Source organism: Streptomyces sp. NPDC107581, from assembly GCF_055657175.1.
The window spans coordinates 336,777-353,853 of sequence record NZ_JBVKBH010000008.1; the positions used below are offsets into that span (position 1 = coordinate 336,777).

17 protein-coding genes and 2 pseudogenes are annotated in these 17,077 nt (G+C 71.3%); 8 read left to right on the forward strand and 11 right to left on the reverse strand.

Going from position 1 to position 17,077, the window contains the following annotated elements:
- Positions 1-111 precede the first annotated feature (111 nt).
- The 3 genes and pseudogenes from ACZ7P3_RS22875 to ACZ7P3_RS22885 all read right to left on the reverse strand — a co-directional run.
- Positions 112-876, reverse strand: a complete 765-nt coding sequence (locus ACZ7P3_RS22875; RefSeq protein WP_472084449.1) for a GntR family transcriptional regulator — start codon at positions 874-876, stop codon at positions 112-114.
- Positions 877-1,194: 318 nt separating this feature from the next.
- On the reverse strand, positions 1,195-1,977 hold the full coding sequence (nagB, locus tag ACZ7P3_RS22880; protein WP_472084451.1) for a glucosamine-6-phosphate deaminase: 783 nt from the start codon (positions 1,975-1,977) through the stop codon (positions 1,195-1,197).
- Positions 1,978-2,175: 198 nt separating this feature from the next.
- Positions 2,176-2,256: pseudogene (locus ACZ7P3_RS22885) on the reverse strand (short-chain dehydrogenase); the annotation flags it as partial.
- A 93-nt stretch (positions 2,257-2,349) separates the two neighbouring features.
- On the opposite strand from ACZ7P3_RS22885, the gene ACZ7P3_RS22890 reads away from it, so the two are divergent.
- Both ACZ7P3_RS22890 and ACZ7P3_RS22895 read left to right on the forward strand, forming a co-directional pair.
- Positions 2,350-3,000, forward strand: coding sequence for a TetR/AcrR family transcriptional regulator (locus ACZ7P3_RS22890; RefSeq protein WP_472084453.1), 651 nt, complete (start codon positions 2,350-2,352; stop codon positions 2,998-3,000).
- A 348-nt stretch (positions 3,001-3,348) separates the two neighbouring features.
- On the forward strand, positions 3,349-4,815 hold the full coding sequence (locus tag ACZ7P3_RS22895) for a sensor histidine kinase (protein ID WP_472084606.1): 1,467 nt from the start codon (positions 3,349-3,351) through the stop codon (positions 4,813-4,815).
- A 359-nt stretch (positions 4,816-5,174) separates the two neighbouring features.
- Here the strand turns inward: ACZ7P3_RS22895 and ACZ7P3_RS22900 are convergent, their stop codons facing one another.
- Both ACZ7P3_RS22900 and ACZ7P3_RS22905 read right to left on the reverse strand, forming a co-directional pair.
- Positions 5,175-5,432 (reverse strand): WhiB family transcriptional regulator, encoded by a 258-nt coding sequence (locus ACZ7P3_RS22900; protein ID WP_003992873.1) that lies wholly within the window; start codon positions 5,430-5,432, stop codon positions 5,175-5,177.
- A 319-nt stretch (positions 5,433-5,751) separates the two neighbouring features.
- Entirely contained in the window at positions 5,752-6,720 is a 969-nt protein-coding gene (locus ACZ7P3_RS22905) for a diacylglycerol/lipid kinase family protein (RefSeq protein WP_472084455.1), read from the reverse strand.
- A 283-nt stretch (positions 6,721-7,003) separates the two neighbouring features.
- Between ACZ7P3_RS22905 and ACZ7P3_RS22910 the strand changes: the two genes are divergently transcribed.
- Positions 7,004-7,465: a hypothetical protein gene (locus ACZ7P3_RS22910; protein WP_472084457.1), complete on the forward strand. Its 462-nt coding sequence runs from the start codon at positions 7,004-7,006 to the stop codon at positions 7,463-7,465.
- A 39-nt stretch (positions 7,466-7,504) separates the two neighbouring features.
- On the opposite strand, the gene ACZ7P3_RS22915 is transcribed toward ACZ7P3_RS22910, so the two are convergent.
- The 3 genes from ACZ7P3_RS22915 to ACZ7P3_RS22925 all read right to left on the reverse strand — a co-directional run bounded on the left by ACZ7P3_RS22915 (position 7,505) and on the right by ACZ7P3_RS22925 (position 9,542).
- Positions 7,505-8,578 (reverse strand): RNA polymerase sigma factor SigF, encoded by a 1,074-nt coding sequence (locus ACZ7P3_RS22915; protein WP_472084459.1) that lies wholly within the window; start codon positions 8,576-8,578, stop codon positions 7,505-7,507.
- A 17-nt stretch (positions 8,579-8,595) separates the two neighbouring features.
- Positions 8,596-9,009, reverse strand: a complete 414-nt coding sequence (locus ACZ7P3_RS22920) for an ATP-binding protein (RefSeq protein WP_004925829.1) — start codon at positions 9,007-9,009, stop codon at positions 8,596-8,598.
- 272 nt (positions 9,010-9,281) lie between these two features.
- A complete protein-coding gene (locus ACZ7P3_RS22925) occupies positions 9,282-9,542 on the reverse strand; it encodes a UBP-type zinc finger domain-containing protein (protein ID WP_472084461.1) in 261 nt (86 codons plus the stop codon).
- A gap of 61 nt (positions 9,543-9,603) precedes the next feature.
- On the opposite strand from ACZ7P3_RS22925, the gene ACZ7P3_RS22930 reads away from it, so the two are divergent.
- Positions 9,604-11,199, forward strand: a complete 1,596-nt coding sequence (locus ACZ7P3_RS22930; protein WP_472084463.1) for a Na+/H+ antiporter — start codon at positions 9,604-9,606, stop codon at positions 11,197-11,199.
- On the opposite strand, the gene ACZ7P3_RS22935 is transcribed toward ACZ7P3_RS22930, so the two are convergent.
- Complete coding sequence (locus tag ACZ7P3_RS22935; protein WP_472084465.1) at positions 11,196-12,095, reverse strand: 1-aminocyclopropane-1-carboxylate deaminase/D-cysteine desulfhydrase; 900 nt, start codon at positions 12,093-12,095, stop codon at positions 11,196-11,198. The genes ACZ7P3_RS22930 and ACZ7P3_RS22935 overlap by 4 nt on opposite strands.
- 173 nt (positions 12,096-12,268) lie before the next feature.
- On the reverse strand, positions 12,269-12,865 hold the full coding sequence (locus ACZ7P3_RS22940) for an N-acetylmuramoyl-L-alanine amidase (protein ID WP_472084467.1): 597 nt from the start codon (positions 12,863-12,865) through the stop codon (positions 12,269-12,271).
- 294 nt (positions 12,866-13,159) lie between these two features.
- Here ACZ7P3_RS22940 and ACZ7P3_RS22945 point away from each other — a divergent pair, with 294 nt between their 5' ends.
- Both ACZ7P3_RS22945 and ACZ7P3_RS22950 read left to right on the forward strand, forming a co-directional pair.
- Positions 13,160-14,566, forward strand: coding sequence for a family 2B encapsulin nanocompartment shell protein (locus ACZ7P3_RS22945; protein ID WP_472084469.1), 1,407 nt, complete (start codon positions 13,160-13,162; stop codon positions 14,564-14,566).
- Positions 14,567-14,678: 112 nt separating this feature from the next.
- Positions 14,679-15,854: a family 2 encapsulin nanocompartment cargo protein polyprenyl transferase gene (locus ACZ7P3_RS22950; protein WP_472084471.1), complete on the forward strand. Its 1,176-nt coding sequence runs from the start codon at positions 14,679-14,681 to the stop codon at positions 15,852-15,854.
- Between the two features lie 208 nt (positions 15,855-16,062).
- Here ACZ7P3_RS22950 and ACZ7P3_RS22955 read toward each other — a convergent pair.
- Positions 16,063-16,287, reverse strand: a pseudogene (locus tag ACZ7P3_RS22955) (TetR/AcrR family transcriptional regulator); the annotation flags it as partial.
- Between the two features lie 33 nt (positions 16,288-16,320).
- Between ACZ7P3_RS22955 and ACZ7P3_RS22960 the strand changes: the two are divergent.
- On the forward strand, positions 16,321-16,581 hold the full coding sequence (locus tag ACZ7P3_RS22960) for a hypothetical protein (RefSeq protein ID WP_472084473.1): 261 nt from the start codon (positions 16,321-16,323) through the stop codon (positions 16,579-16,581).
- Positions 16,582-16,731: 150 nt separating this feature from the next.
- Positions 16,732-17,064, forward strand: coding sequence for a DUF952 domain-containing protein (locus tag ACZ7P3_RS22965; protein WP_472084475.1), 333 nt, complete (start codon positions 16,732-16,734; stop codon positions 17,062-17,064).
- Positions 17,065-17,077: the final 13 nt, after the last annotated feature.

Below are 17,077 nucleotides of genomic sequence, written 5' to 3' on the forward strand. Positions count from 1 at the left end.
CACCTGTGTAATGCGCAGGCAATCTAGGTGACGGTGTCGCGGCAGCGGAAGACCTCGTCCGTATACCGGTATGTCGATTTGGGGGTCGAGATGTGAAGACCTCGGGTCCCTCTAGTCCTGCGGGCGCTTGAGCCGTGCCACGAACTTGTAGCGGTCGCCCCGGTAGACGGACCGGACCCACTCCACCGGCTTGCCCTCGTGGTCCAGGGAGTGGCGGGAGAGCATCAGCATCGGCAGGCCCACGTCGGTGCCGAGCAGGCCCGCCTCGCGCGGGGTGGCCAGCGAGGTCTCGATGGTCTCCTCCGCCTCGGCGAGATGGACGTCGTAGACCTCGGCGAGGGCGGTGTAGAGGGAGGTGTACTTCACCAGCGAGCGCCGCAGGGCCGGGAAGCGCTTGGCCGACAGATGGGTGGTCTCGATCGCCATCGGCTCGCCGTTGGCCATGCGCAGCCGCTCGATGCGCAGCACGCGCCCGCCGGCCGTTATGTCGAGCAGCTCGGCGAGCCGGTCGTCCGCGGTGATGTAGCCGACGTCCAGCAGCTGGGAGGTGGGCTCCAGGCCCTGGGCCCGCATGTCCTCCGTGTAGGAGGTGAGCTGCAGCGCCTGGGACACCTTCGGCTTGGCGACGAAGGTGCCCTTGCCCTGGATGCGCTCCAGCCGGCCCTCGACGACGAGCTCCTGCAGGGCCTGGCGGACGGTGGTCCGGGAGGTGTCGAACTCGGCCGCCAGCGTGCGCTCGGGCGGGACCGGCGTGCCCGGCGCCTGCGTCTCCGTCATGTCGAGCAGGTGCTTCTTCAAGCGGTAGTACTTGGGCACACGCGCGGTACGGACCGTCGTCCCGGCCTCGTTCTCCGCACTGCCGACGTCGGTGCTCATGCTCTGCCTTCCCGGCTCCTGATGCCGAAAGCGACCGACACCCCATCGGCCACGCCTCACATCGTGGCACGGCCCGGCGGGTCAGGGGCTACACCCGCACGCTCCGTGATCCCCTCTATATACCGTCGGACCCGCTGCTGGTCTAGTCCAGAATGCGGGTGCCGGTACCGGCAGCGGTGCCGGACGGGTGCCGTCACCGGGACCGGCCGTGGGGCCGCCCAGTGCCGCCACCCGGACCGGGACCGCTGCCCGTCCGGTGCCGTCACCGGGACCGGGAGTGGGGCCGGACGGGTGCCGTCACCGGGACCGGCACCCGGGTCAGATCCCCTGCCAGTCGGGCTTGTTCGCGTAGGTGTGCCGGAAGTAGTGGGCCAGCTTGAGCTTGGACGCGGCGGCCTCGTCGACGACCACCGTGGCGTGCGGGTGCAGCTGCAGCGCGGAGGCCGGGCAGACGGCCGCGACCGGACCCTCGACGGTCGCCGCGACCGCGTCCGCCTTGCCTTCGCCCGTGGCGAGCAGCACCAGGTGCCGTGCCTCCAGGATGGTGCCGATGCCCTGGGTGATGACGTGGTGCGGCACCTGCGCGATGTCGTCGAAGAAGCGTGCGTTGTCGATCCGGGTCTGCTCGGTGAGCGTCTTGATGCGGGTGCGCGAGGAGAGCGAGGAGCACGGCTCGTTGAAGCCGATGTGCCCGTCCGTCCCGATCCCCAGCAGCTGCAGGTCCACTCCGCCGGCCTGCGCGAGCGCCCGGTCGTACGCCTCGCACGCCGCCGGGACGTCCTCGGCCGTGCCGTCCGGGCCGATGAAGGCGTCCATCCCGAGGCCGAGCGGCTCCAGCACCTCCCGGCGCAGCACCGAGCGGTAGGACTCGGGATGCTCGGCGGGCAGTCCGACGTATTCGTCGAGCTGGGCTATTCGGGCCCGCGCGGCGTCCACGGCGCCGGCGCGCACCTTGGCGGTCAGCGCCTGGTAGATGGGCAGCGGGGTGGAGCCGGTGGCCACGCCGAGCAGGGCGTCGGGCTTGCGCCGCAGCAGCTGGGCCATGGCCTCGGCGATCAGTTCGCCGCCCGCCGCGGCGTCCGGAACGATGACAACTTCCACGCTGGGCCTGCCGATCTGAAGAGGGCCTGGAGCTCCGGGAGGGGACGGAACAAAGGTCTATGTGGTTTAGACCAATCTAACAGAATCGGCCTCTCCGGCCCAGGTGGGACGACTGCCGCTTCGGTGAACGGCCCCTGCTGGTTCAGTGAACCCCCCGCCGCGTCCAGCCGGTGCCCCGTCACCCACCGCCCGTCCTGGTCCCATCCGCTCGGCGACACCCCGCCCGATGCCCCGGCTCCCGCCCGTGACCAGCGCCGTCTTCCCCGTGAGCGCACCCATGTCCGCCACCCTTCATTTACCTAGCGGTCGCTACAGAAAAACCGTACAGCACTTCGCCGACATTTCTCTAGGGGGCGCTATAAAATGCACTCCATGGTGAGCGCCCGGGAGACGACCCCAGCCGCGGCAGAGGCGAAAGAGCAGGTCAGGACCTCCAGGTCACGCGGCCGTCCGCGCTCCTTCGACCGTGCCACCGCACTGGAGAAGGCGCTCATGGCCTTCTGGGAGCACGGCTACGAAGCGACCTCGGTCTCCGATCTCACCCGGGTCATGGGCATCGGCGCCCCGAGCCTGTACGCGGCCTTCGGCGACAAGCGGACCCTGTTCGAGGAGGTCGTCCAGGTCTACGCCGACACCCACGGCGCCTTCGGTGACCGCGCCCTCGCCGAGGAACCCACCGCCCGTGCCGTCGTCGAGCGGACGCTGCGCGAGGCCGCCGCCGAGTACACCGACCCCGCCCACCCGTACGGCTGTCTGGTCGTCCATGCGGCCACCAACTGCACCAGCCCCGAGGTCGAGCAGTTGCTGCGGGAGCGGCGCAACGCGAACATCGCGGCCATCGAGTCCCGCATCCGGGCCGACGCGGCCGCGGGGCGGCTGCCGGCCGGTACCGACGCCGCGGCCCTCGCCCGGCACGCCGGAGCCATGATCCAGGGCATGTCCCAGCAGGCCCGGGACGGCGCGAGCCGGGCGGAACTGGAGGCGCTCGCGGAAATTGCCATGGCCATCTGGCCCCGTGGCTGACGCGGGCGGGCTAGGCTGCGTGGCGTCGCGTGCCCGCTGACCGCAACGCATACCCTCTCGCTCATGGACACGCCATCGTGGTCTAGTCCACAATGCGTAGGGGACAATCGTAGGAAAACTGAACAGCTTCCGTCTTCCCCGCACAGGAAGGCGGACCGAGGACCGGGGCTCTCTGCCCTGACTGCACCGGCTCCTCGGCCTTCGGCCGACCGGGACCGCACACCCCACGGCCGATGATGCTCCGGGCTGCGGTGCCGGGAGGGTTGAGGGTCCCTCTCAGGCGCCGCGGCCCGCGGGTGTTTTTCGGCCATCTCCAAGGCCCCGGGTACGCTCGCAGACGTGCCCTCCATGAACGAACTCGTACGCCAGCACACGGCCCTCGACGACTCCGACCTCGAGTGGCTCCACCTGCTGGTCTCGGAGTGGCAGCTGCTCTCCGACCTCTCCTTCGCCGACCTGGTCCTGTGGGTCCCCACCCGCGACGGCACCCGGTACGTCTCGGTCGCCCAGATGCGCCCGAACACCGGACCGACCTCCTACCAGGACGACATGGTCGGCCACCTGGTCCCGCGCGGCCGGCGGCCCATGCTGGACGCGGCGCTGGACGAGGGCCGGATCGTGCGCGAGGGCGACCCGGAGTGGCGCGAAGAGGTCCCCGTCCGGGTCGAGTCGATCCCCGTGCGGCGTGAGGGCCGCATCCTCGGTGTCATCGCCCGCAACACCAACCTGCTGACCGTGCGCACCCCGAGCCGGCTGGAGCTGACCTATCTCCAGAGCGCCTCGGACCTCGCGCAGATGATCGCGGCGGGCTCCTTCCCCTACCCCGGCCAGCAGGTCGACATGGACGCCTCCCCGCGCGTCGGTGACGGCCTGATCCGGCTCGACGCGGACGGCGTCGTCCAGTACGCCTCCCCGAACGCCCTCTCCGCCTACCACCGCCTCGGCCTCGCCGCCGACCTGGTCGGCCACCACCTGGGCCACACCACCGCCGAACTCGCCCCGACCCGCGGGCCGGTGGACGAGGCGCTCGCCAAGGTGGCGAGCGGCTGGGCGCCGCGCGAGTTCGAGATCGAGGCGAGCGACGGGGCCATCCAGTTCCGGGCGATCCCGCTCAAGCCCAAGGGCGTCCGTATCGGTTCGCTGGTGCTGTGCCGGGACGTGACCGAACTGCGCCGCCGTGAGCGTGAGTTGATCACCAAGGACGCGACCATCCGGGAGATCCACCACCGGGTGAAGAACAACCTGCAGACCGTCGCGGCCCTGCTGCGCCTGCAGGCCCGGCGCATCGGCTCCGAGCGCGGCCGGGAGGCCCTGGAGGAGGCCGTGCGCCGCGTCGGCTCGATCGCGATCGTCCACGAGACGCTGTCCCAGAACCTCGACGAACGGGTGGAGTTCGACGACATCGCCGACCGGGTCCTCGCGATGGTCGCCGAGATCTCGCCGGGCAAGGTGACCGGCCGGCGCAGCGGGCGGTTCGGGATCCTGGACGCCGAGGTCGCCACCCCGCTGTCGATGGTTCTCACCGAGATCCTGCAGAACGCCCTGGAGCACGGCTTCCGTGAGGGCGACACCGGCACGGTCGAGGTCTCCGCGGTCCGCGGCGGCACCACCAAGGAGGCCCGCCTCCTCGTCACCGTCCAGGACGACGGCATCGGTCTGCCCGAGGGCTTCGACCCGCACCGCTCGGGCAACCTCGGTCTGCAGATCGTACGAACGCTGGTGGAGGGCGAGTTGGGCGGCACCTTCGACATGGTCCCGGCGCCCGGACGGGGGACGCGGGTGATCCTGGACGTTCCGGTGCGGGCGCAGAAGTAGTACCCGGACGGCCGAACGGAACACACCCCGAACGGCCCCGAGCGGCATCGGCCCGGAGCGGCATCGCCCCGGAACGGCATCGAGCCCGGATCGGCATTGAGTGGCATCGCGCGGCATCGAGTCCCGAGCGGCATCGAGCCGGGGGCAGTATCGAGCCCGTTACGGCATTGAGCCACGCAAGGCTTTGCTCCCGAACAGCATTGAGCCCCGGGCCACTTGGTGGACCGGGGCTCAATGCTCGTTGCTGCTCTGCTATGTCGCTAAGCGCATCGGGGGTACTGCGCGCTGCGGCTCGGGGGCGGGAGATGCGTACTCGCTGTACGCGCCGCCAAGCTCAGGCTGTCAGCAGGGGTGGGATGTCAGGCGGAGGCCTGACGGGCCCGGTTGCGGGCGGCGCGGCGCTTCATGGCGCGGCGCTCGTCCTCGCTGAGACCACCCCAGACGCCGGAGTCCTGACCGGACTCGAGCGCCCACTGCAGACACTGCTCGATCACCGGGCAGCGACGGCAGACGGCCTTGGCTTCCTCGATCTGCAGCAGCGCAGGACCGGTGTTGCCGATGGGGAAGAAGAGCTCGGGGTCTTCCTCGCGGCAAACGGCGTTGTGACGCCAGTCCATGGCTGCTACCTCTCCTTGGTATTACATGCAAGTTGCTTGTGAATGTGAACGCTTTCACGAATCCCTCAACAAGTGAAGGGCCGACCGCCGAGTCTTCCCCGGCGGGGTCCTTGTCTGAAGAGGGGTTCCGGTGATCAGTGGAGGCCGGTGTTGCGGGCCGTCCCGATCGCCACGTAGAGACTCGCAAACCTCAGCGACGGATACAACCCCTTCCGGAAAGTTTTTTTTGATTCCTCGGTGTCGACTGGGTCACAGCCGTACTTCCATGGGGTGGATCCTGGCCTAAACGTTCGAGTGAAAGGACTTTCGCCCGTTCCGCTCACACAATCACACGCAGTGCGCGGCGTACGCCTGTGAACGTCACGCTCGTACGCAGTCCCAGGTGGTCGCCGTCCATCTGAAGGGGGAGGGGAGCCTTCGAATGCAAGGTGAACTGGTCCAGATCGTGCAGAGAGAGGACATGCTTGCCGTGGGGTCCTCGCTCCGGGGACGAAGTGAGCAACTGTGTGCCATACCGGGCAACCGCGGCCGTCGACAGACGGCTGAGACCGAGCACGTCGACGCCCGTGTCGAACGACGCCTTAGGTGATGTGTACATCGGGCGATTGCCGAGATACGTCCACGGGGACGTGTTCGAGACTATGGCGACGACGAGATCGGTGACCGGGTCCGCGCCGGGCCGCTCAAGGGTGATCGGGCCGTGCCGGCGGTGCTGCTCACCGAGGAACTGCCGGACCACCTGACGGACGTACAGCGCGTGCGTCGACTTCTTGCCCCGCTCGCGCTGCTGCTCGACCCGGCCGACCACGCCCGCGTCGAAGCCGAGCCCGGCGTTGAAGGTGAACCAGCGGTCCGGCACCGCCTCGTCCTCGGTGCCCGGCGTGCCCGAGGTCAGACCGAGGCCGACCAGCCGTTCGCTGCCGTCGCGCAGGGCGTCCAGCAGGGCGCCGGTGGCGTCGACGGGGTCGTTGGGCAGGCCCAGGGCGCGGGCGAAGACGTTGGTGGAGCCGCCCGGAACCACGGCCAGGCCCGGCAGGCGGTCCGGGTCGGGGCCGGAGTGCAGGAGGCCGTTGACGACCTCGTTGACCGTGCCGTCGCCGCCGAGGGCCACGACCAGGTCGATGTCGTCACTCTCCGCCGCCTGCCGGCCCAGGTCGCGCGCGTGGCCGCGGTACTCGGTGGTGACCGCCTCCAGCTTCATCTCGCTCGCCAGTGCGTGGATCAGCACGTCACGCCTGCGTGCGCTTGTGGTGGTTGCCGCCGGATTGACCACGAGAAGTGCACGCATGGATGGCAGCGTACCTACTGGGGGGTACCCGGCCCAGCCCGAGGTAGGGATCCGGTAAGAGGAGGGGGCGTGAGCCTGGACACTCGATCGTGGCCGCGGGCTGTGGCGCGCCGTCGTGCCGGGTGCCGGCCGCTGCCGGTGCGGGTGTGACTGCAAGTGTGAGTGCGGGTGTGAGTGCCGGCGCGGGTGTGAGTGCGGTCGCCGGGTGTGGGCCTGGGGGTGAGGCCGGGTGTGCGGCCGGGTGTGCGGGTCGTCCTCCGGGCCCGACGGCTACCCTGCTGGGGTGAGCAGCGAGCAGAACCCCGCCCAGGACACCGCACCGGTCACCGCCGAGGCCGGCGCCGCCGGACCGCGTCCGCGCCGGCTGACGTACGCGGCGGCACTGGCCGCGCTGGAGGGCGCCGCGCTGGTGGCCGGGGGAGTGTGGATCCTCGTTCTCGGGTTCACCGGCGACCCGGACGGCCGGCAGCAGGCCGTGACCGGCGGGATCACCCTGGTGGCGCTCGCGCTGCTGCCGCTGCTCGCCGCGCGCGGTCTGCTGCTCAGGCGCAGCTGGAGCCGCGGCCCTGCCGTGATCACGCAGATCATGGCCCTACCGGTGGCGTACAACCTGCTCAAGGCCGACAGCATGGCCATCCCGGGCGGGATCGCCCTCGCGGTGGTCGCCGTGGCCGCACTGGTGCTGCTGGTGAACCCGGCGACGACCCAGGCCCTCGGAATCAAGGGACCGGGCCGGGCCGAGTAGGGACGCCTGATCCTCGGTGCCTGCGGCGTCTGCCGGTGGCTACTCCTCCACCAGGAGCTTCTCCCGCAGCTGGGCCAGGGTCCGGGCGAGCAGCCGGGAGACGTGCATCTGGGAGATGCCGACCTCCTGCGCGATCTGCGACTGGGTCATGTTCCCGAAGAAGCGCAGCAGCAGGATGCGCTTCTCGCGCGGCGGCAGGTCCTCCAGCAGCGGCTTGAGGGACTCGCGGTACTCCACGCCCTCCAGGGCCTCGTCCTCGGCACCGAGGGTGTCGGCGACCGCAGGGGACTCGTCGTCCGTGTCGGGGACGTCCAGGGACAGCGTGGAGTACGCGTTGGCGGACTCCAGGCCCTCCAGGACCTCCTCCTCGGAGATGGCGAGCTTCTCGGCCAGCTCATGGACGGTGGGGGAGCGGCCGTGCAGCTGGGACAGCTCGGCCGTCGCCGTGGTCAGCGCGAGCCGCAGCTCCTGCAGGCGGCGCGGCACCCGGACCGCCCAGCCCTTGTCGCGGAAGTGCCGCTTGATCTCGCCGACGACGGTCGGGGTGGCGTAGGTGGAGAACTCCACACCGCGCTCCGGGTCGAACCGGTCGACGGACTTGATCAGGCCGATCGTGGCGACCTGGGTGAGGTCGTCCAGCGGCTCGCCGCGGTTGCGGAAGCGGCGCGCCAGGTGCTCGACGAGCGGCAGGTGCATACGGACCAGCTGGTTGCGCAGCTCCGCGTACTGAGGACTGCCCTGGTTCAGCTTGCGCAGTTCGATGAACATCGCACGCGCCCCGCTGCGGTCGTGGGGGTCGTGCCGGGTGGCCTGCACCGCCTCCGCGCCCGGCGCGTCGTCCTCGGCGTATCGCTCGTGCTCGCTCATCGTCCCGCCCGTAGCCCTTCCCCGAGCCCTCGCCTCCGCGCGGGTGGCGGGCCCGACCCCGCCGCGTCCCTCCGAAGGCGCGCTCTGCACGGCACCGTCCCTGACGGCCTGTGCGGAGTCGTCCTCCGGATGCGGTCTGGCCTGCTCGGGGATGCCGTCGATGCCGTCAGCCATGCGTCGGGAAGCGTCCGCGGGGCCCGTGGCTCCCGTCGGCAGTTCCCGTGTGCTGCGCTCTTCGTCCCGCACCGGCCCGTCCCCGTTCCTCACGCCGGCCCGGGGCCCGCGCCGCGCTGTTTGTAGAGGCTGATGGACACGGTTTTGTCCTCGTCGACGGCCGAGGAGACCTTGCCCGCGAGGGCCGAGAGCACCGTCCAGGCGAAGGTGTCCCGCGAGGGGGCGTGGCCGTCGGTGGTCGGCGCCGACACCGTGACCTCCAGCGAGTCGTCGACGAGGCGGAAGACACAGCTGAGCACGGAGCCGGGCACGGCCTGCTGCAGCAGGATCGCGCACGCCTCGTCCACGGCGATGCGCAGGTCCTCGATCTCGTCCAGGGTGAAGTCCAAGCGTGCCGCCAGGCCGGCCGTGGCCGTCCGCAGCACCGACAGGTAGGCACCCGCAGCCGGCAGCCGGACTTCCACGAAGTCCTGGGTCGCGGGCTCGCCTGCGATCTGGGACACCCTCACCTCCATGGTGGTACAAGCTTTACGGGGCCGAGGGTCGCCCCTCGGGGTAACGCGTACGTGGTTCCGCGGTGACGCTATCGCGCTCCGAACGGTCCTGTCCCCGGGACCCCAACCCCCTGGCGTCACTCACAGTAAAGCTGTGGATACGCTCCGTGTCTAGAGGGTTTGCGGGCCCAAATGGGAAGAGCGCGCGCCGGGTTGACGTACCCCGGCGTCGGACGCCCGAACCGTCGTCGGCCGCGGACGTATACCGCGTCAGTGCAGTGTCACACGAGAACGTGGTCGACGAAGCACCACCGCCAGTCCTCGCCGGGTTCGAAGGTCCGCATCACCGGGTGACCGGACTTCTCGTGGTGCTCTGTGGCGTGCCGCCCGGGCGAGGAGTCGCAGCAGCCGACGTGGCCGCAGGTCAGGCAGATCCGCAGCTGCACCGGATGCGTTCCGTTCGCGAGACACTCCGGGCAGGTCTCGCTGTGCGGTTCCGGTTCCGGGTGCGGCAGCGCGGGGGCGTGCGTGCACTGTTTCATGATTGCCAGATTACGACGGGCGTGCGGGTGACCGCGCGGAAAAAGAGGGCGGGCGAGGACCATGGACGTGATGCCGCTGCTTTTGCTGGTGGCGGGCAGTGCCGCGGTGGCCGGGGCCGCCCGGCGCACCCCGCTGCCGGCACCCCTGCTGCTGGTGGCGGTCGGCCTCGCGGTCTCGTACCTGCCCGGTGTCCCGCACTACACGCTCGACCCCGACATCGTCCTGCCCCTGGTGCTGCCCCCGCTGCTCTACAAGGAGGGCACCGAGAGCTCGTACCTCGACCTGCGGGCCCAGATGCGGCCCGTGGGGCTGCTGTCGGTCGGCTACGTGCTCTTCGCGACCTTCGTCGTCGGATGGGTCGCGTACCTGGTCGTCCCGGGGCTGCCGCTGCCGGCGGCGCTGGTGCTGGGGGCCGTGGTGGCGCCGACGGACGCGGTGGCGGCAGCGGCGATCGCGCGCCGGATCGGACTGCCGTCGCGGATCACCACCATCCTCCAGGGCGAGTCCCTGCTGAACGACGCCACCGCGATCACCGCCTACCGCGTGGCCCTCGCCGCCGCCGTCGGCGAGGGCGCCACCTGGGCGGGCGGGATCGAGGAGTTCCTGCGGGCCGCGGTCGGCGGTGTCGTCGTCGGACTGGTGCTCATGGTGCCGATCCACTGGCTGCGCACGCACCTCAAGGAAGCGCTCCTGCAGAACACCCTCTCCCTGCTGATCCCGTTCGTCGCCTACGGCGTCGCCGAGCAGCTGCACGGCTCCGGCGTCCTCGCGGTCGTGGTGGTCGCGGTCTACCTCGGGCACCGGGCCTGGGAGGTCGACTTCGCCACCCGGCTCCAGGAGGACGCCGTGTGGCGGATGGTCGCCTTCCTGCTGGAGTCGGCGGTGTTCGCGCTGATCGGCCTGCAGCTGCCACGGGTGCTCAAGGGGCTCGGCGAGTACCAGGGCGCCGACGCCGCCTGGTACGCGGTCGCCGTGTTCCTCGTGGTCGTCGCGGCCCGGTTCGTGTGGGTGTACCCGGCGACCTTCCTGCCGCGCGCGCTCTCCAGACGCATCCGGGAGCGCGAGGCGAACCCCACCTGGCGGGCGCCGGTCGTCACGTCGTGGGCCGGCATGCGGGGCGTGGTCTCCCTGGCCATCGCCTTCTCGATCCCGGCCACGGTGCAGGGCGGCGCCCCCTTCCCGCAGCGCAACCTGATCCTCTTTCTGACCTTCACCACCGTCATCGGCACGCTGGTCGTGCAGGGTCTCTCGCTTCCGCTGGTGATCCGCCTGATGAAGTTCCCCGGCCGGGACCGGCAGGCCGAGACGCTCGCCGAGGCCAACGCCCAGGCGCAGGCCTCACGGGCCGCCGAGGGCCGCCTGGACGACCTTCTCTCCGACGAGCGCAACGCCCTGCCCCCGCCGCTCGCCGACCGCCTGCGTTCCGTCCTGGAGCGCCGCCGCAACGCCGTCTGGGAACGGCTCGGCCAGGTCAACGACATCACCGGCGAGTCCGTGGACGACACCTACCGGCGTCTGTCCCGCGAGATGATCAGCGCCGAACGCGACGTCTTCGTCAGGCTCCGCGACCACCGCTACCTCGACGACGAGATGCTCCGCGTGCTCCTGCGCAGACTCGACCTGGAGGAAGCGGCCGCCTACAGGGAGGCGGACTAGGGCGCGGGGAACGGCCGCCCGGTGACGACCGCCGCCACCGTCGTCCCGGGCGCGAAGGCGCTCTCCTCGGCCAGGGCGACGAGTCCGTAGAGCAACTTGGCGACATAGAGACGCTCGACGGGCAGTCCGTGCCGCTGCTCGAAGTCCTCGGCGAAGGTGTCGAGCACGGGGGTCGTCCGGGCGTAACCGCCGAAGTGGAAGCGGTCGTCGAGGGACCAGGCACCGGTGCGGGCGCCGAAGGCGCGCTCCTGGAGCGCCTGTATGTCGTCCGGCAGGAAACCGCCCCTGAGCACCGGTATGCCGAGCGCGCGCTGCCCGGCGGCCAGCCCCGCGGCGAGCCCGGCGAGCGTGCCGCCGGTGCCGCAGGCGACGGCCACGACGTCGGCGCGACCGCGCAGTTCCGCACCGAGGGCCCGGCAGCCGCGGACGGCCTCCGCGTTGCTGCCGCCCTCCGGGACGACGTACGCGTCCTCGGCGCCGGCCGCGCGCAGGATCGCGGCCAGGGTCTCCGGCTCGCCCTTGTTCCGATACGTCGACCTGTCGACAAAGTGCAGCCGCATGCCGTCGGCCGCGCACCGGGACAGGGACGCGTTGAGCGGGCGGCCGGCCAGCTCCTGGCCGCGGACCACACCGGTGGTCGGCAGCCCGAGCAGCCGGCCCGCGGCGGCGGTGGCCCTCAGGTGGTTGGAGTACGCCCCGCCGAAGGTGACCAGCGCCCGGCCCCGCGCCGCCTCGATGTTGGGCACCAGCTTGCGCCACTTGTTGCCGATCAGCTCCGGGTGGATCAGGTCGTCCCGCTTGAGCAGCAGCCGGACACCGTGCCTGCGGAACCGGTCGTCCTGCAGCTCCTCCAGAGGAGACGGCAGGCGCGGGGCGAGCGGGTCGGCGCTGATCACGCGTCCATTGTCGCCCGGCACCGGTCCGCCGTCCGGCACCGGTCCGTCGTCCGGCGCAGGTCTGTCGTCCGGCGCAGGTCTGTCGTCCGGCGCAGGTCTGTCGCCCGGCACCGGTCCGCCGTCCGGTGGCGGCACCCGCCGTCCGGCACCGTTCCGTCGCCCGGCACCGCGGGCTACGCCTCCTTCAGCCGTTCGTCGATCCGGTCCCGCAGCCACTCCATCGTGAACCCGCGCGGGTCCACCTTGCCCGGCTGCCACTCCAGGTGTCCGATGACCGAACGCGCCGACCACGCGTGGTGGCGGCACACGGCCGCGGCGGCCCGCACGATCGCCTCCCGCTGCGGCTCGGGCCAGGGGTCCTCGCCGTCGCCCAGGTTCTCGCACTCGAAGCCGTAGAAGTACCGGTTGCCGTCGGTGTTCGCCTCGTTGTCCGGCGGCAGCCTCTTCTCGGCGATCACCGCCCGCAGCACGTCGTCGTCGCCGGAGCCGGCATGGTTGGCCCTGCCGTAGCCGACCAGGTGGACCGTGCCGTCCTTGGTGATCACGCCGTGGCACAGCGGGCCCGGCAGTTCCGTGCTGCCGTCCCGGCAGACCTCCACGGTGTGCGTGCTGCCGCTGGTCACCGTGTGGTGGATCATCACGCCGTGGACGGGCCCCCAGGGGCCCTTGTGGTTGCGATTGTGGTTCTGCCAGTCGCCGACCTCGGCGACGGTGACACCCTCCGCGCGGAGTGCGTCCAGGAACCGGCTCGCGGACATGGGCGGGGCCATGGCCGCCTCCTTCGTGCTGTCGTGCCCGGTGGCCGCCGGTCGCGGCCCGCTCGTTACCGCTTGCTTCTACCGAAACCGGACGTCCCGGACTACATCGTTCGCACGTTGTGCGAGCCGATCCGGACAAAGCCCCGTCGGGGCGGGGGCTGGACAGGGTCCCTCTTTCTGCCCAGTAGTGCGATGATCCATTCCCGCTCTTTCGGGTAATGGTGCGGCTGCGCTCCGTGATGGAAGGCTCACTGGTGAGACCGGTGTGCGATTCGGCACCGGGCATACATGAGAGGGCATTTTCTTATGTCGGTAGGCGATGAGGTCCGCACCGAACAGGGCAAGCCGCAGCAGTCTCTCGGCACTTCGGCGGCGCGGAACCTGGCCACCACCACCAAGTCCGTTCCGCAGATGCAGGAGATCAGCTCCCGCTGGCTGCTGCGGACGCTGCCCTGGGTGGACGTACAGGGCGGCACGTACCGGGTGAACCGGCGACTGACGTTCGCCGTCGGCGACGGCCGTATCACCTTCGTGAAGACCGGGGACCAGGTCGAGGTCATCCCGGCCGAACTCGGCGAGCTGCCGGCCCTCAGGTCGTACGAGGACGACGAGGTGCTGACGGAACTGGCCCGGCGCTGCCGTCAGCGGGACTTCGCACCGGGGGAGGTGATCGCCGACTTCGGCAACCAGACCAACGAGGTGTACCTCCTGGCCCACGGCAGGGTCGAGAAGATCGGCACCGGGCCGTACGGCGACGACGCGGTCCTCGGGGTCCTCGCCGACGGTTCCTACTTCGGCGAACAATCGCTGCTGGACCCGGACGCCATCTGGGAGTACACCGCCCGCGCGGACACCGCGTGCACGGTGCTGATCCTCAGCCGCCAGGACTTCGAGCAGGTGGCCGAGCGCGCCGACTCGCTGCGCGAACACGTCCAGCAGCTGCGCGCGCTCCCCGCTCATCAGACCAACAAGTACGGCGAGAAGGAGGTCGCACTGGCGGCCGGCCACAGCGGTGAGCCGGACATCCCGAACACCTTCGTGGACTACGAGTCCCGCCCGCGCGAGTACGAACTGAGCATCGCCCAGACCGTGCTGCGCATCCACACGCGCGTGGCCGACCTGTACAACCAGCCCATGAACCAGACCGAGCAGCAGTTGCGGCTCACGGTCGAGGCGCTGAAGGAGCGCCAGGAGCACGAGCTGGTCAACAACCGGGACTTCGGTCTGCTGCACAACTGCGAGTACGACCAGCGGATCCAGCCGCACGACGGCGTGCCCAGCCCGGACGACATGGACGAGCTGCTCAGCCGCCGGCGCAGCACCAAGCTGTTCCTGGCCCACCCGCGCGCGATCGCCGCGTTCGGGCGCGAGCTGAACAAGCGCGGACTGGTCCCGGAGTCCGTCGACGTCGGCGGCAACCGCATCCCCACCTGGCGCGGTGTGCCGATCTACCCGTGCAACAAGATCCCGGTCACCGAGGCCCGTACGACGTCGATCATCGCCATGCGGACCGGCGAGGCCGACCAGGGCGTCATCGGGCTCAGGCAGTCCGGCATCCCGGACGAGATCGAGCCGAGCCTGTCCGTGCGGTTCATGGGCATCAACGAACAGTCCATCATCAAGTACCTGGTGACGGCGTACTACTCGGCCGCCGTCCTCGTACCCGACGCGCTCGGGGTGCTGGAAAACGTCGAGATCGGCCGGTGGAGGTGACGTTTCCGCACTTCGCGGCCGTGTTCCCGCCCTTCGGGGCGGGTACATCCTCGGGATATGCGTCCAGCCGGAGCGGAAGCGCCACCGTCCGCGCACTGTGCGAGGGGGACTCATGGCCGAGTTCATGACGGAGACCAAACAGCGTTCGCCCGGGACGGCACCGTCGGCCGGGGCGGGGGAGGAGCCCGCGCCACCCGGACCGTGCGGACGGCGGGGAGCGGCCGATGACGCCGGGAGCGGCCCGCTCGACGGGCAGGAGGCGACGGCACTGCTGGAGCGGACCCGGGCCCTCGTCGACCCGGAGCTGCGGGCGGCCGTCGATTCGCTGCCCGGCTCGATGCGACGTATCGCGCTCTACCACTTCGGCTGGGAGCACGCGGACGGCACCCCGGCGGCGGGCAACGCGGGCAAGGCGATAAGGCCGGCGCTGGTCCTTGCCGCGGCCGCCGCGCTGGGCGGCCCGCGGGCGAGGGCCGCGGCCGTCCGGGCAGCAGCGGCGGTCGAACTGGTCCACAACTTCACGCTGTTGCACGACGACGTGATGGACCGGGACACCTCCCGTCGGCACCGGCCCACCGCCTGGACCGTGTTCGGTGTCCCCGACGCGATCCTCGCCGGGGACGCCCTGCAGGCGCTGGCCCTGCGGCTGCTCGCCGAGGACCCGCACCCGGCCTCCGTTGCGGCCGCGGTCCGGCTCGCCGACTGCGTCATGGAGCTGTGCGCCGGACAGCACACCGACACGGCCATGGAGGGGCGTGCTCCCGACGAGGTCACCCTGGACGAGGTGCTCGCCATGGCGGAGGCGAAGACCGGCGCGCTGCTGGGCTGCGCCTGCGCTCTCGGCGCGCTGTACGCGGGCGCCGGCGACGAGGACGTGACGGCGCTGGACGGCTTCGGCCGCCAGGCCGGGCTCGCCTTCCAGCTGATCGATGACGTGATCGGCATATGGGGCGACCCCCAGCACACCGGCAAGCCGGCCGGCGCGGACCTCGCGGTCCGCAAGAAGTCCCTGCCGGTGGTGGCGGCCCTCGCTTCCGGCACCCCGGCCGCGGCCGAACTCGCGGCGCTGTACGGCACACCGTACGTCGCGGGGGAGGCCGGGGACGGTGGCGAGATCGCACGGACGGCGCTGGCCGTCGAGCAGGCCGGCGGCCGGGACTGGGCACAGGCCGAGGCGGCCGACCGGATGAGCCTGGCGGTGCAGGAGCTGACCCGTGCCGTGCCCGCACCCGAAGCGGCGGGAGGCCTGCTGGCCCTGGCCGAGTACGTGACCCGGCGCACTGCCTGAGGCTGCCGCGCCCGGCGGCCGGGGAAGGACCCCGGAGCCACCGGGGCCGTGCGGCTCCTGACCCCGCGCGGCCACCGGGGGCTCCGGCCCGGCGGGCCCCGCACATCCCCACAGTGTGCGGGGCACGCCGCTCGTCCGGTTGGGGCCGGGGGCCCGCCCCGCCCCGACGGGCGGGCCGTGGGCGGCCCGCGGCCCGCCGCAATGCGCCCTACTCCCCGGGAACGATCGTCGTCACGATCCTCTCGATCAGGCCGTCCGGCACGCTCACCCCGTTCAGGGCGCCGTCCGGCACGCCGGGCAGGGTCAGGTGTTCCAGGATGAGGCCGAGCATCGCGAGGTAGAGCACGGTGACGGTCTCGTCGCCGCCGGGAAGGCCCGCCTGCCGGTGGAACTCCATGCCCTGCTGCGTGCTCGTGCGGACGGACCGCAGGAAGCGCTGACCCCCGGCCGGTCCTACCCTGGGGGCATGGACAGAGAGGAACGCGTCTGTCCCGCCTGCGGACAGCCCGTCGAAACGGTCGTCGGACGGCACAAGACACTGGGCACCTGGGTTCCGGTGTGGGGCGCCGGCCCGTGCCGCAATCCCGGCTGCGCGGCCTACGGGGAACGCGCCGGGACCACGGCCGCCCCTGCCACCGGGACGGCGAGACCGCGACCGGGGACCGCGGGACCGCGCTCTGGGGCCGCGGGACCGCAACCCGGGGAATCCGCCGCGGAAAGGTCCTGAGGGCAGGCCGAGAAGCGCCGCCGCTCGCCCGCGGCGGCCCCCGTGTGTGCACCCCCCGACCGGACACCCCGCAAGGACGCCACCCGCAGCCGGCCGGAACGGCGCTCCGTGCGGACGCGTGCGGCACGGCCGAGGCCGTAGCGTGGCCGCATGCCGAAACTTCCGCACATCGTCCACATCACCGAGCGCCCCCTGTGGGAGGCGGCCCGCGAGTCCGGTACCTACGAGGTGTCCACCCGCGGCCGCACCCTTCAGGAGGAGGGGTTCATCCACTTCTCCACCAGGGACCAACTCCCGCGCATCGCCGCCTTCCTGTACGGCGACTACGACGGCCCGGACGAGCTGGTGGTGCTGGTCGTGGACCCGGCCCGGCTCGATGTCCCGCTGAAGTACGAGGCCATGCCGCCGCACGGCGAGGAGTTCCCGCATGTGTACGGGCCGGTGCCGGTCGAGGCCGTGGTGGACGTAGAGCCCTGGGGGTGAGGGAACCGGACGG